Here is an 11,446-nt window from a genome sequence, read left to right on the forward strand (position 1 = left end):
CCGGTTAAACCCCGTGATTTTCGGGGAATTCTGCACTGTATTGGTCGATAGTATCGATCACGAAGCCGTCACGGACATAGCCGCGAATGAAAAGGTCCATCTGAGCGCGCGGCTCCCACTTGCTTTCGACCACCTCGGGCAAGTGCCGGATCTGAGACACGTCGAACATGGTCAGGGCCGGAAAGTGCGGCTCCCATGTCTGCGACAGTTGCAGCGCGGCGCGAACCGGGCGCAAGATGCCTGTCGGATAGTCTCCATAGGCATGCACCGAGAAGCGCCATTCCGTTTCGATTACTGGCGCGGCACTGATTTCATTTTCCCCTTCAGGGTTCGGGACGCCGGTATCGGTGTATTCCGTGTCTGCCGGGTTCTCACGAACCTCTGCCGTGCCAGTCAAGTTGACCATGCAGTAGGGTGGCGTCGGGCGCGGGCCTGCCTGATAGGCCTTGATCGTGGTTAGGCCCGTGATCGAGTTCACGAACCGGACGGCGGCGGAAAAGACTTCCTCATCGGTCATGTCGTCTTCCCCATCGCCGCGCGGTAGAACTCGCCATCCCTGTCACGGGGCCACACGAACAGCACGCGATATGTCACGCCCGCATCCGTGATTTCGTCATCAACCTGGATATCTGAGCGGCTCCAAGCCACGTTACGCGCCTCGGTTCGGATGCCCTCGGGCATGTCCTTCAGTTCGTTTCCGCTGATCGGCTGCACAACAGCCCGTATTTCGTCCGAGGATGTCGCTCCAGGCACATAATCGCCATCTGCGTTATATCCACCCGCAGCGACACGAACGCGCGTCACGATCCATGCACGGCGGTCAATGCCAAGTCCTGCGAGACGGGTCATTCATCAATCTTCCATGTCACAGAGTTGCGCATCTCGCCCGTGTCGATAAGCGGATTGCTCGATCCCTTCTGAGTAACCGTTGACGCTGCATTCGGCGGATCACTCAAAGCGGTGATCTCCGCCTTCACATCATCGGCGGCTTTCAGACCAAGTTTTGCCAGAACAATCGCCAGCGTCGTTTCTCCGCGAAGGATTTTCTCCGCGACCATGCGCATTGCGTTTCGATAGGCCGCTGTGTTGTTCCGCATCGCGTTCGTGAGGAACGGTCTTTCCGGTATCGTCTCGGTCCCGAAATGGTTCCACAGGGCCTTGTCGATGTTGTCGCTGTCCGCCTCGCCCGCGACAAGCCCGACCTTGACTTTCGTGTCGCCAAGGATCGGATGCAGCTTGCGGTGCGTCTTGCGCCTCACGCGAGCCCTGAGCGCCATTACACGGCCAGGATCGCGGGGAAGTTCCGGCGCATCAGGCTCAAGAACTCGCGCCCGTAAGCCGTGCTGCCATAGATGCTGTTCAGATCGCCCGAGGCCGATGCGGTGGCGACATTGAATTCCGTCTCCGCGTCCCCGACCTTGTCGCGCTTGATCTGACCCGTGCCAGCCGCACCAACACCGCTTGCCGTGCGGCCCGGCTCGCCTTCCATGGTCAGGGTATGCGCCACCCGAAGCATTTGCGCCCGGCGCCGATCGCGCTCCAACCAGCTTTCACCGACTTCTACCACCGCATCCGCGATGATCAGATTGATCAGCGTGTCCGACACATCGGCAAATTCGGGATACCGCGCCTTGATGTCCGCTGCGGTCGGTTCGACATAGGCCATAGGCGCGCTCCATAGGTGAAGCCCGGCCAGTCACCCGGCCGGGCCATTGATCATTCCGTCGGCTTGTGAAGATCGACAAACGCTGCCTTGTCTTCGTCCGACATGTCGTCGAAGCCTTCGACATCGGCCTTGCGCAGGCTCTTGGTGACGATCTCGCCGTTATGGGCGATCGCGTACCAGCCGGAAGACGGAGAGACGACGGCATAACCTTCGGTCGGGATTTCGACCTTGGCCCCATCGTCGGCCTCTTCTTCCTCGCCCTGAACCTCGATCACCTTGGCGTCAAGCCACTGCTTCACGACGTTGTGGTTCTTGATCTTGCTCCAGTTCTCGACATTGGCCGCGACACCGGGGCGAAGAACGACGCCGCCCGGAAGACCGAGCGGGCCGTGATAGTTCGAAACGATGTTGGCCATGATCAGATGCCATCCACATAGCGAACTTCGGCGGGGCGGCGGATGTCGAGACCGCCCAGGCGGAAGATGCCGGGGACCTCGACATAGAGCGGCGTCTTCTGGAACGCCGGCAGGAACCGATGCGGCATCGGGATGTGCATCTTGAGGACCTGCGGATCGCGCCGGTAGGTGATCATGCGAGCCGTCGAACCGGCGCCAGCCGTCGTGAGACCGCGAACCGCGCGGATCGTGAGGGGCTGGCCGGTCGTGGCGGTGTAGACATTGTTCCGGCGGATGAACTCGAGGACAGTCATCGACGTGTCGGTGAGACGAGTCGAGGCGATGTAGTTGAGTTTTTCATTCGGCAGAAGGACAGTGTCAGACATCGACGTATAGTTGGTCGCGGTCTGGACACCGGTAATGCCCTGGTTGAAGTCGCCGACGATTTCATCCGGCGTGGCGGTTGCCCATGCACCGGTCGTGGCCGAAACGGCAGTCACAGCGCTGTTGGCAATGAGACCTTCGAAATTCTTGGTCGCATCGCCCTGCAGTGCAACGCGGTCAACCATCTCCTCGTATGCGCGGCGTGCGGCCATCGCATCGTCATTGGCGAGGTTGATGCCGAGCATTGCGGCCTGGCTGATTTCCTCCAGACCATAGCCGTAGCCGATGCCGGCCGTGTAGACATTGGTCTGGAACTTGGCCCGCTCGGTCCCGGCAAGCGGGATGTCGCCGGCATTGCCGTTGATCCAGTCCGCAGCGCCGTACTTGTCGGAGCTGTAGTAGGTGACGGTCTGAGCCCACGGATTGGCCGAGGTGTCGACCGGGATCAGCTCGGGATACTGGATATCGGGATAGACCGTCTCATTGACGGCGCTCTCGATATGCGTGGTCTGCGACAGGACGAAACCGAGCGCGGCCTGTGCGTCAAGCATCTGAAAGTTCATTGTGTTGCTCCTTAGGCAGCGCCGGCGACGGCCGGGACGTCGAGGTCAACGCGAAGCTGCGCAAGAGCGCCGTTCGCAGCGGAGGTTTCCCAACGGGAACCGGCAAGGCGGAGACCGCCGCCCGAGCCGACATCGGCGTTGGAATAGGTGCCGTTGGCGAGATTGAGCCAAACCGCATCACCGGCAGCAACGCCGCCCGCATCGGTCACGGTCACCCAGATGACGCCCTTGCGCATCAGACGAGCGCTTTCGTACTGAGCGAACTTGTCGGGCGTGGCAGGGTTGACGGAACGCTCGCGAACGGTGATGCCGACGAGCTCGGTCACGCCGGTCAGCGTGGCGGTGATGCCATTGTCTTCCGACCCCTGGGCGACCGGAAGGCCGAAAGCGATGCCGGCGGCATCTTCAACGGTTCGGGAGATCAGCGTCGAGGGTTCGGTATTGACGATTGCACCGACGCGGCCCGCATCGATGTTATCGGCATAGTTGGTCTGAATAGCCATCGATTAGGCCTCCTTCGACTTCCATGCACCGGCCACGCGCGCCTCATAGGCGGACTGACCGTTGTCGTTGATCTGCTTGGTGGTGTCGCGACCCTTCATGGCATCGCGGAACGGATCGGCCTTGGCCGCGTCTTCGGCCAGGATGTCGAAGCGGGCGTCGATATAGGCCTCGCCCTTATCCTTGACCGCTTCATCGCCGAGCTTGGCGACCACAGCCGCCTTGCGGATATCGGCGTCGGACAGACCGTCGGTCTTGATGTCCTTGGCGATGGTCTTGGCCGTGGCAATCAGATCGGCGCGGGCCTGGACCTTGGCGTCGAGCGCCTTCTCGTCCAGAACCTTGCCCTTGAGATCGTCGATCGTGGCATCCTTCTGTGCCAGTTCGGCGTCCTTGGCTGCGATGGCGGAAGCATGCTTCGCTTCAGCATCAGCCAGCGCCTTTACGGCGACAGCCTTGTCGTTGGTGAGCTTTTCAATGGCCGCTGCGCCCGCGTCGGTCGTCTCGACCTGCAGCCCGTCAACCATCACTTTGCGCAGATTGTCGGCCATTTGGCCCTCCTTTTCGTCTGCTACGTGACCGGGGCGCATGCCCCACGAAAACGCACCGTCACCGATGCGAGCTTGAGAACCAGCGCGGCCGCGATCCACGACGGCGACATGGTTGATCCTGATATTCTGCTGAATGGCGTCGTAGGCCTCGCCCTGGGGCGTGGTGCCGCTCTCCCATTTGAGATCGCAGACATAGCCGGCGGAGAGTTCCCGCTTGCCGCCTTCGATCTGGTCGATGACTGCCTTGTCCATGACGATCATGGGCACACGGACATAATCTCCGTCGCGCGCCACCTCGTCACCTATCGCGCCGACCGCGAGCTTCTTCCAATTGTCGGCCGTCACCATTTCGGCGGGATGGTCATTCGTCACCGGCTTGTGAGCGTATGAGCCCATGCTGTCCTGTGCGAATACCTGATCATCGGGCCGGTAGACACGAACCCGGTCCATGGCAGGCTTGCCCACTTCATACCCGGCATAGTCCTGAATGCCGGTGCGGGCGGTGCGGACCTCTGCCACGAGATAGCCGTCAGCGGTGCGCCGCGTGCCCGCAATTGGGGCCGCGTCGATGAACTGCATCATAGCGTTTTTCCTGAATGTGTGGTTCTATCCGTCCATGACAGACGAACAATTCCGCCAACTGAAAACCATGATCCTCGACCTTGGCGTCAAGGTTGAAGCGCTGGCCCTGGAAAACAGAGCCTTGCGCAAGGCGGTCGAAACCACCGAAGTCGTCTATCTCGAAGACAAGAAGGTCAGCACGACCGAACTCGAAGCCCTGCTTAGAACTCGATCACGCCCCGCGCCCAGCAACGACACCGAATAGGCTTTCCTGGCGGCAATCCCTGTTCCGCTCCCGTTGCCTCGCCCCATTTGTACCGTTTGCCGTCAAGCGCCCTGTGACGCGATCTGACGCGTTCGTCGTGGCTGGTGCTCCAGACGTACTCCGTCACCCCTGCTTGCCGCTGGCGTATCTCTGTGAGGTCAGCATTGGCCTTCCCCATCTGGTCCGACGCGATAAGCTTGGCCCGGCTCTCCGAAACGCCGAACTCTTGCACCAATTGCTTGCGCAGCGTGGTCACCGAATTGCCCGCCACACTGTTCTGATAAACCGCCTGTTCGACTTTCTTGACCGTATCGTCTGCCAAGCTCTGGATGAGCGAAGCATTGCGGGCCGACGCCGTGGTCAGATAGTCGCCAAGGTCTTCCTGTGCGATCACGGCGCGGATATCGATCCCGATCGCCCGCTTGACCGCCGCGGCAAAATTCTCGGTATGCCGCTCCGCCTCAAGGTTCAAAATCCGGTCCACGGTGCTTTGCGCCACACGGACCAGAGAAGCCTTGAGAGCGTCGAGACGAACGAACCATGACCGATCAGCAGCGTCGACCGTGATGGCTTCCTGCGCCTTTCTCTGCGCCAAATCAGCCTCATAGGCCGGGATGATGCTTTCCCGTACCTCTGCAGCCATTTGCCGAAGCATGGACCGCAGCGCCTTTTCATAGTCCCGCTCGGCAGAGAGACGAACCGGGATTTCCGGCAGATAGGCGACAGTGCCAGACTTACGCCCGGCCCGCCGCCCCTGCTTGGCGAGTGAATAGCGGAGCATCAGGCCTCCTCAATTCCCTCATGCCAATCTTCCTTGACCTCCTCGAAGATTTCCGGGCCGAGAATGATTTCGCCGGTGTACGGCTCGACATCGGCAAGGTCCGGCGCATCGGGGTCATAGCTGATCGTGATATGAGGCTGGTACTCGGGATGATCCCATGACGCGCCCTCTTCCTTCATCCACTCGTGACGCCATTTCAGTTCATTGGCTGCGAACAGCAGAACGCGGGCCTCGCCGAAGCGCTCCATCAGGCGCGCGCCGCCGCGACCGATCTTGATCTCGCTTTCCCATGCCTGCCCCATCTTCATCCAGTCAACCGGCGTGCGGCTGAAGGTGACGGTGACATGCAGATCATTGGCCGGCAGCGTGGTCTTGAAGCCCTGCGACTTGGCCCACGCTATAATTTCGTCGGCGTTCAGCACGTCGCGGCGGACATAGAGCGTTCGCGGCGCGGCGTCGGCCATATTCTGGTTCGGATCGTCGCTCGGGTCCGCGTTGGGATCATCCGCCGATGGATCGGACTGCCCACCAAGCGTCTTTTCCCAATCCGTCTTGTTCTCTTCCATGGCCTTCTCAAGGCCGGGATAGAAGCCGTCTTCGATCATCTGGTTCGACGCGACCTTGCGCAGCTCTGTGCTTGTCAGCCAGCCCGTGCGACCGATGATTTCCGCCGTCTCTGCCTTGGCCTTCGCGATCTCTGCCTTTTCCTTGTCCGACAACTGCCAGAGCGGAGACCACGTGTACCAGACCTCCGGCGGGCGCGAACCGAGCGCGGATCGGATCAAGCATTCGTCCAGCCGATACAGCGCCGGCCCAATGATCAGCTTTTGCTCGCTCGCCAGCCGGTCGTAATAGTTCCGCAGATCACCGTCGCCCGTGGCGTTCATGCCGTCCGGGCTCTTGCCATAGAGGCGCGTTGCCGGGATGTCCGCATCCGCCGCAAGCAAGGTCATGAACCTGTCGAGCACGTCCGGCAGCGTGGCAAACGTGATCTGTTTGCGATCGTATTCCTCGTCCTTGTCGAGGAGGAGCATGCGATTGATGCCCTTCAGGAGGGCGGCAAGGCCGAAACGCTTCTTCAGACGATCCTCATAAGCCGGATCAAGAAGGTTGCCCATCAGATCCGGGTGACGGATCACGTCGATGTTGGCCTCGAACACCAGAGAGGCGATGTTCGCGCTCGTCGCGTCCTTGTTCTTCAGGCTGGTGTATATCGCCTCGAACGTGCTATCGCCCCATCCCGAGTTCGCGCCGATCGTGAAACCCGGCTCCGGCCGTTCGTTGCCGATGAACCGCGAGAGCCTGGACGGGTGAATGCGCACAAGGCTCGTTGTGCTGCTCACCTGATAGTATTCCGGCTTGCCGTAGTTCTCCGACATGGGGTCTGTGTCGATGTCGCCCGCAACCATGTCGCGGCACGACAGCACCGTCAGATACTTGAGCCCGCCCTTCTTGACGCGATCGACTTCAAGCGGCTCCTCAAGGTTCTGATCGCCCGTGCCGGCGAAGATCGCAGCACCGCCCCACAGACGAGCTTTGCAGCGCGCTTCATAGAGCTTTTGCCAGTAGCCGAGCCGCTTTTCTTCGTCCTCGATAAGCGTGATCTGCTCTTGCTTGGCCTGCCAATCACGGCCCTCGCGAACGCTATCCAGCGCCGGAATGTCGATGATCTTGCGCGCCAGCGCGTTCGACCGGTACAGCGCCATGATCTGGAGATCGTCCAGATAGTTCATGGAATAGCTCGCCGTCGCCATCTTGTCGCGAAGCGGATCGCCGAGCCCGGCAATCATGCTTTCGAGCCCGTCGAAGCTCATCATCTTAGCGGCCATATTTGCCCCTTATGTTCGGCGGGTTCTTGATCGTGTCTTTGATGACGGCCGGCGCGATCTTGAGAACGCCTTTCACGCCCTCGCGCTTCCTGGCTTCCTCGATCATCTTCCGCCGTTTGAGGCAGGCTGCACAAACCATCAGAGGCTTTCCAATGTGTAGGTCGAACCGGTCAGCATCAGTTCAGTGAGCGCCCATACCCCGGCGTCGGCCCGGTCAGGCGATCCCTCACCGATATAGCCCGATGTCGTGAAATTGCACTGCTGGTCTTCAAGGTCAGCGAACACACCGACATGATGAACCTTGCCCTGCTCGTAGAGTGCACTGATCGGCTCGGCACGAACCACCTTGCCCCGACTCGCGACAACCTCTTTGAACGATGCGTTTCGATCAGCCGTTGCGACGGTGAAGCGAACCATATCGCCACCGAAATTTCGCTCTCCGACAATCCGGTCAGCGCCCCAACGGTGATAGAGATCAACCGCCCTACGCCCCCATCCTTCAGGGGACATGTTCACGGTCTCGTCGGCCAAAATATATCCGTGACCGTCAACACCCTTGCCCGCGACAATGATGCCAATGTCATCGCCCTGCCCGTCGCCGCGCGTCCCGGATGGGTCTACAGCGACGACAATGCGCTGCATGCGCGGCGCTTCCTTGACGCGAAGACTGTCGATCCCCGGCATAACCCGGCCATCAGGCGCTTTCCGATCCTCAAGAGACCAAAGCGCCCCGCTGACCTCGCTTGCCCATTCTCCTGCCTCAAACCGAAGCCGCTTTGCCGCAGACATGGACGCCAGAACGTCGAAATATTCCCCCGGCAGATTGTCGGCGTTGTCCACCGGATTGATCCGCATCTCTACATAATCGTCCGGGTTCGCCAGCGCTTCTTTCGTCCCTGGTTTTATCTTCGAGCGGAAAAGCTGAAAGCTCCAATGCAGCTTTGAAGGCGGATTGCAGTCAAAGAACGCCTTGAGCCGGAGAAACATCCGCCCCGTCGCAGCCGCTATCTCGGGCGCTAGTTCGCATTTCTGCGCCAAGCGAGACATTGCCATTTCAACCGAAGCCCATGGGATTTGTGAACTCTCGTTGAAATAGAGCGTCACATATTCCTGGCCAAGGATCTTCTCGACCCGCTCCTTATCGTCCAGCCCGCCAATCCAGACCTGCGATCCGTTAGGAAGTTCGACATAGAAATCTGTCTTATCGAACCGGACTGTCAGGCCCGGAAAGCACAACTTCAACACCTTCGGCAGCGTATCGGACCAAATCGAAGTCTTGGCGTGATTGAAGCGAAACCGGAATATCGCATGCCGAGAACCCGGCGCGTTGATCGCCCGCTGGATTATCGCCCGCACAAGCAGGAACGTCTTTCCCGATCGCGAGCCTCCGCGAAGCATCACATTGCGCGCCGGTCCAGCGAGGAGACGATTTGCCTCTCTCTGCTTTTCCGTCAGCGTTGCTGTCACAGTTCCGCGTCTTCCTTGCTGACGATCAATGCCAATGGACCGCCGTCCTTACCCGTGTGCTCATGGCGCTCGATGAACATGCCGAGATGCTTGGCCAGCTTCTCAAGCGCGCTGTTCTTGTCCCAAAGCTTGATCTTGTGGACGTGCTCGACAACGGGCCGGCCTTCCTCGTCCTTCTCGCCCGTCGGCTTTGAAACCACCTCGATTGCCGCAACAGACGCGGCGAAATCATCATCCCATTGTGATGGCGGCAGGATCGCATCGCCCGCAGTGAACGCCTTCCGGATGTCACCGAAGCCAAGCCGCGCCATTTCCTTCAGGACGCGTTCGACCGTCGCCTCTGCTCGATCTGCGCCCTTGGCGACAAGCTCATCTACACGCGCCTGGATTTTGACATTTTTTGACAGTCGAGTAGCCGACGCCGGGCTGTCTTTGTACCCCGCGTTGACATAGGCGTCACCAACAGCAAGCCCTTCTGCTAGCCCCTGCGCGAAGGATTCCCATTTCGCGTTCTTCAAAACCGGCATAGAGGCCTCATGATTTTCCGTACTACGATAAATCGGACTGCTGTTCGACTTTTCGTGCTACACTAATTCGGCATTCAAAGGAGACAGCCATGGCCATCATATTCAACCTCGGCAGCGAGCCGAAGAAACTGGCGAAGAAACCCAAACCGGCACGACAGAAGCCGGTGAAGCCGATCCCATCGAAAAAGGCCGATACCGAAAAACCTGCAACGAAACTCGGAAGACCTCCGACCGGCAACGCCAAGGCTCTCGTCTCTCTCCGCCTGGATGCGGATGTTGTCGAAGCCTACAAGGCAACTGGCAAAGGATGGCGATCGAGGATCAACGATGATCTGCGAAAGTCTCTCGGCTTGTGACTGGCTCGCGCTCTTGGGCTCGAACCAAGGTTTCAGCCGATCACTCTGCGGCAGATCCGATAACCGGTCGTGTCTCGTGGTATTCGCACCGCGACGACAGAGCTTCGAGCTTCTTGATCTCGCCAGCATCAAGCCAACGATCTTCGGCTTCGGAATAGCCTGTTTCTATCGCCTGCATGCGAGCCGCCTCCATCGGGGCGTTCTTCGCTATGCATTCCTCCATGCCATAAGGCAGAGGGCCAATTGACCCGCCGACGACAGATGCGGAATAGATGACGACCCACAGGCTCATGAAATGCAACCTTACCCGTTTATAACGGATATTTGTTATAAACTGTCGCTTGGAGCGGATACCGAGAATCGAACTCGGCCTGTGAGTGTGGAGCACTCATTGTCCACCTTGGACACACCCGCGAATTGGAGCCGCCACGAGGATTCGAACCCCGGACATGTGAATTACAAAGACACCGCTCTACCTACTGAGCTATGACGGCATTGAAACTTCAGGGCTGGGGCTTCCCCACTTCCGCCGTAGACCGGTATGATAACCCGTTCCGCGCCCTGCTATCAGGCTTGTGACCCTCTGTTGAGGCGTCGTTGCCTGCCGGCTATCAATGTCCCTCGCGTCCGATTTGCCGGAGACGGTGCGGAGGTGAGCCGGGGAGCGTACCGGCGCTCGGGATCTGTTTTCCGTCGCTATACAGCGCCAGAGGAATGACGTTGACCGGCCTCTGGCACAAGCCAGTCAACACCTGCATGGGGTTTTCTTCGCGGGCTGCTTTCCATCGCAAAGAACTCAAATGCAGGTATGCCCTTGCAGGCAATTGAATTGGCGACTGGTTAAAAGGGTGTTCGACTGCCCAACATATAACCCGTGCGGTGTCGCCAAACTGAACGATATCGGTTATCCGATATCGAAACTCTGCGACCTCTAAGCCGTCGCCTGCTCTCTTGCGCGTTTCTCGGCCCGCGCCCGGCGCATTTTGTTCTGCTTCTCGGCCCATGAAAACGATCTGGCTTCGGGCTGCGGTTCTCTCGGCAGATCGCCGTCATTCCAAGCCCGCATGCCTGTCGCGATTGTAGGCTCAATATCGTTGATTTCCGGGGCATCTGTAAACCCGTCGAAACCGTCAACCTGTGTCGGGTAGGCAGCACTGCCACCTACCTGCGCTGCCAAAAAGGCAACGGCGCGGTCTTTGCGGTTGCACCCCGCCGTTCGGGAAATCCCCTCAGAACGACACCAGCGCGCGAACGGCTTTCCTCCGGCCTTGGCTCGCGCCCATGCCCACAAAGCGCGCCTGTGGCTTTCCTCAGGGCAAATGGCGATCATTTCAAGCGCCTTCTCGTATGCCGTCATCTGCTCCGCGCCGATCCGGTCGCGCAATCCTTCCCAAAACGCCTTGCGCTCCTCGGACAGACGTTCCGTGCCCCAGCCGTTCATGTCCTCGCGGGTGTGGACCGTCTCAAGCGATTGCGCCTTCAGCCGTGCCGGCCGCGCCGTGTCGGGCAAGCGCCGGTCCACCTCGGCGGCGGTGATGAACAGTGCATGGATGTCGTCTCTGGTCATGTCGCCTCGCATTGGAATGCCGCCCACTCTCCG

Annotated in this window: 17 protein-coding genes and 2 tRNA genes; 2 read left to right on the forward strand and 17 right to left on the reverse strand. The window is 59.7% G+C overall.

Going from position 1 to position 11,446, the window contains the following annotated elements; all coding sequences use genetic code 11:
* Nucleotides 1–4: 4 nt before the first annotated feature.
* The 8 genes from JET14_RS13265 to JET14_RS13300 are packed head-to-tail and all read right to left on the reverse strand — an operon-like array spanning nucleotide 5 to nucleotide 4,639.
* Nucleotides 5–517 carry a phage neck terminator protein gene (locus tag JET14_RS13265; protein ID WP_200334120.1) on the reverse strand — a complete coding sequence of 171 codons (513 nt, stop codon included), beginning with the start codon at nucleotides 515–517 and terminating at the stop codon, nucleotides 5–7.
* On the reverse strand, nucleotides 514–849 hold the full coding sequence (locus JET14_RS13270; RefSeq protein ID WP_200334121.1) for a hypothetical protein: 336 nt from the start codon (nucleotides 847–849) through the stop codon (nucleotides 514–516). The genes JET14_RS13265 and JET14_RS13270 overlap by 4 nt, the downstream gene beginning before the upstream one ends.
* The gene (locus JET14_RS13275) at nucleotides 846–1,277 is read right to left on the reverse strand and encodes a hypothetical protein (RefSeq protein WP_200334122.1); all 432 of its coding nucleotides are present in this window, start codon (nucleotides 1,275–1,277) and stop codon (nucleotides 846–848) included. Before JET14_RS13275 ends, JET14_RS13270 begins: the two co-directional genes overlap by 4 nt.
* Nucleotides 1,277–1,666, reverse strand: coding sequence for a DUF4054 domain-containing protein (locus JET14_RS13280; protein WP_200334123.1), 390 nt, complete (start codon nucleotides 1,664–1,666; stop codon nucleotides 1,277–1,279). Before JET14_RS13280 ends, JET14_RS13275 begins: the two co-directional genes overlap by 1 nt.
* A gap of 50 nt (nucleotides 1,667–1,716) precedes the next feature.
* Nucleotides 1,717–2,082: a hypothetical protein gene (locus JET14_RS13285; protein ID WP_200334124.1), complete on the reverse strand. Its 366-nt coding sequence runs from the start codon at nucleotides 2,080–2,082 to the stop codon at nucleotides 1,717–1,719.
* Between the two features lie 2 nt (nucleotides 2,083–2,084).
* Nucleotides 2,085–3,008, reverse strand: a complete 924-nt coding sequence (locus JET14_RS13290) for a DUF2184 domain-containing protein (RefSeq protein WP_200334125.1) — start codon at nucleotides 3,006–3,008, stop codon at nucleotides 2,085–2,087.
* Between the two features lie 11 nt (nucleotides 3,009–3,019).
* Complete coding sequence (locus JET14_RS13295) at nucleotides 3,020–3,511, reverse strand: structural cement protein Gp24 (protein WP_200334127.1); 492 nt, start codon at nucleotides 3,509–3,511, stop codon at nucleotides 3,020–3,022.
* Nucleotides 3,512–3,514: 3 nt separating this feature from the next.
* On the reverse strand, nucleotides 3,515–4,639 hold the full coding sequence (locus tag JET14_RS13300; RefSeq protein ID WP_200338092.1) for a DUF2213 domain-containing protein: 1,125 nt from the start codon (nucleotides 4,637–4,639) through the stop codon (nucleotides 3,515–3,517).
* A 37-nt stretch (nucleotides 4,640–4,676) separates the two neighbouring features.
* On the opposite strand from JET14_RS13300, the gene JET14_RS13305 reads away from it, so the two are divergent.
* A complete protein-coding gene (locus JET14_RS13305) occupies nucleotides 4,677–4,886 on the forward strand; it encodes a hypothetical protein (RefSeq protein ID WP_200334129.1) in 210 nt (69 codons plus the stop codon).
* On the opposite strand, the gene JET14_RS13310 is transcribed toward JET14_RS13305, so the two are convergent.
* The 5 genes from JET14_RS13310 to JET14_RS13330 form a co-directional block, all read right to left on the reverse strand.
* A complete protein-coding gene (locus tag JET14_RS13310) occupies nucleotides 4,843–5,667 on the reverse strand; it encodes a phage head morphogenesis protein (protein ID WP_200334131.1) in 825 nt (274 codons plus the stop codon). The two genes, JET14_RS13305 and JET14_RS13310, sit on opposite strands and share 44 nt — an antisense overlap.
* Complete coding sequence (locus tag JET14_RS13315) at nucleotides 5,667–7,496, reverse strand: anti-CBASS protein Acb1 family protein (protein ID WP_200334134.1); 1,830 nt, start codon at nucleotides 7,494–7,496, stop codon at nucleotides 5,667–5,669. Before JET14_RS13315 ends, JET14_RS13310 begins: the two co-directional genes overlap by 1 nt.
* The gene (locus tag JET14_RS13320; protein WP_200334136.1) at nucleotides 7,486–7,635 is read right to left on the reverse strand and encodes a hypothetical protein; all 150 of its coding nucleotides are present in this window, start codon (nucleotides 7,633–7,635) and stop codon (nucleotides 7,486–7,488) included. Before JET14_RS13320 ends, JET14_RS13315 begins: the two co-directional genes overlap by 11 nt.
* Nucleotides 7,635–8,894 carry a phage terminase large subunit gene (locus tag JET14_RS13325; protein ID WP_246750635.1) on the reverse strand — a complete coding sequence of 420 codons (1,260 nt, stop codon included), beginning with the start codon at nucleotides 8,892–8,894 and terminating at the stop codon, nucleotides 7,635–7,637. Before JET14_RS13325 ends, JET14_RS13320 begins: the two co-directional genes overlap by 1 nt.
* 65 nt (nucleotides 8,895–8,959) lie before the next feature.
* Nucleotides 8,960–9,490 carry a terminase small subunit gene (locus JET14_RS13330; RefSeq protein WP_200334138.1) on the reverse strand — a complete coding sequence of 177 codons (531 nt, stop codon included), beginning with the start codon at nucleotides 9,488–9,490 and terminating at the stop codon, nucleotides 8,960–8,962.
* Between the two features lie 89 nt (nucleotides 9,491–9,579).
* Between JET14_RS13330 and JET14_RS13335 the strand changes: the two genes are divergently transcribed.
* Nucleotides 9,580–9,846, forward strand: a complete 267-nt coding sequence (locus JET14_RS13335; protein ID WP_200334139.1) for a BrnA antitoxin family protein — start codon at nucleotides 9,580–9,582, stop codon at nucleotides 9,844–9,846.
* Nucleotides 9,847–9,886: 40 nt separating this feature from the next.
* Here JET14_RS13335 and JET14_RS13340 read toward each other — a convergent pair whose 3' ends face one another.
* The 4 genes from JET14_RS13340 to JET14_RS13355 all read right to left on the reverse strand — a co-directional run bounded on the left by JET14_RS13340 (nucleotide 9,887) and on the right by JET14_RS13355 (nucleotide 11,425).
* The gene (locus JET14_RS13340; protein WP_200334140.1) at nucleotides 9,887–10,138 is read right to left on the reverse strand and encodes a hypothetical protein; all 252 of its coding nucleotides are present in this window, start codon (nucleotides 10,136–10,138) and stop codon (nucleotides 9,887–9,889) included.
* 50 nt (nucleotides 10,139–10,188) lie between these two features.
* A tRNA-OTHER gene (locus JET14_RS13345) sits at nucleotides 10,189–10,260 on the reverse strand.
* Nucleotides 10,261–10,264: 4 nt separating this feature from the next.
* Nucleotides 10,265–10,340: transfer RNA gene (locus tag JET14_RS13350), tRNA-Thr, on the reverse strand.
* Between the two features lie 437 nt (nucleotides 10,341–10,777).
* Nucleotides 10,778–11,425: a hypothetical protein gene (locus tag JET14_RS13355; protein ID WP_200334141.1), complete on the reverse strand. Its 648-nt coding sequence runs from the start codon at nucleotides 11,423–11,425 to the stop codon at nucleotides 10,778–10,780.
* Nucleotides 11,426–11,446 lie beyond the last annotated feature (21 nt).

Origin of the sequence: Martelella lutilitoris (assembly GCF_016598595.1) — a bacterium.
Lineage (GTDB): Bacteria > Pseudomonadota > Alphaproteobacteria > Rhizobiales > Rhizobiaceae > Martelella > Martelella lutilitoris_A.

Bases quoted from the DNA above. Each gene is read 5' to 3' on its own strand.
- JET14_RS13330 (WP_200334138.1), bottom strand. From the start codon at position 9,490: ATGCCGGTTTTGAAGAACGCGAAATGGGAATCCTTCGCGCAGGGGCTA.
- JET14_RS13275 (WP_200334122.1), bottom strand. From the start codon at position 1,277: ATGGCGCTCAGGGCTCGCGTGAGGCGCAAGACGCACCGCAAGCTGCAT.
- JET14_RS13335 (WP_200334139.1), top strand. From the start codon at position 9,580: ATGGCCATCATATTCAACCTCGGCAGCGAGCCGAAGAAACTGGCGAAG.
- JET14_RS13265 (WP_200334120.1), bottom strand. From the start codon at position 517: ATGACCGATGAGGAAGTCTTTTCCGCCGCCGTCCGGTTCGTGAACTCG.
- JET14_RS13355 (WP_200334141.1), bottom strand. From the start codon at position 11,425: ATGCGAGGCGACATGACCAGAGACGACATCCATGCACTGTTCATCACC.
- JET14_RS13340 (WP_200334140.1), bottom strand. From the start codon at position 10,138: ATGAGCCTGTGGGTCGTCATCTATTCCGCATCTGTCGTCGGCGGGTCA.
- JET14_RS13310 (WP_200334131.1), bottom strand. From the start codon at position 5,667: ATGCTCCGCTATTCACTCGCCAAGCAGGGGCGGCGGGCCGGGCGTAAG.
- JET14_RS13305 (WP_200334129.1), top strand. From the start codon at position 4,677: ATGACAGACGAACAATTCCGCCAACTGAAAACCATGATCCTCGACCTT.
- JET14_RS13280 (WP_200334123.1), bottom strand. From the start codon at position 1,666: ATGGCCTATGTCGAACCGACCGCAGCGGACATCAAGGCGCGGTATCCC.
- JET14_RS13290 (WP_200334125.1), bottom strand. From the start codon at position 3,008: ATGAACTTTCAGATGCTTGACGCACAGGCCGCGCTCGGTTTCGTCCTG.
- JET14_RS13295 (WP_200334127.1), bottom strand. From the start codon at position 3,511: ATGGCTATTCAGACCAACTATGCCGATAACATCGATGCGGGCCGCGTC.
- JET14_RS13320 (WP_200334136.1), bottom strand. From the start codon at position 7,635: ATGGTTTGTGCAGCCTGCCTCAAACGGCGGAAGATGATCGAGGAAGCC.
- JET14_RS13270 (WP_200334121.1), bottom strand. From the start codon at position 849: ATGACCCGTCTCGCAGGACTTGGCATTGACCGCCGTGCATGGATCGTG.
- JET14_RS13325 (WP_246750635.1), bottom strand. From the start codon at position 8,894: ATGCTTCGCGGAGGCTCGCGATCGGGAAAGACGTTCCTGCTTGTGCGG.
- JET14_RS13300 (WP_200338092.1), bottom strand. From the start codon at position 4,639: ATGCAGTTCATCGACGCGGCCCCAATTGCGGGCACGCGGCGCACCGCT.
- JET14_RS13285 (WP_200334124.1), bottom strand. From the start codon at position 2,082: ATGGCCAACATCGTTTCGAACTATCACGGCCCGCTCGGTCTTCCGGGC.
- JET14_RS13315 (WP_200334134.1), bottom strand. From the start codon at position 7,496: ATGGCCGCTAAGATGATGAGCTTCGACGGGCTCGAAAGCATGATTGCC.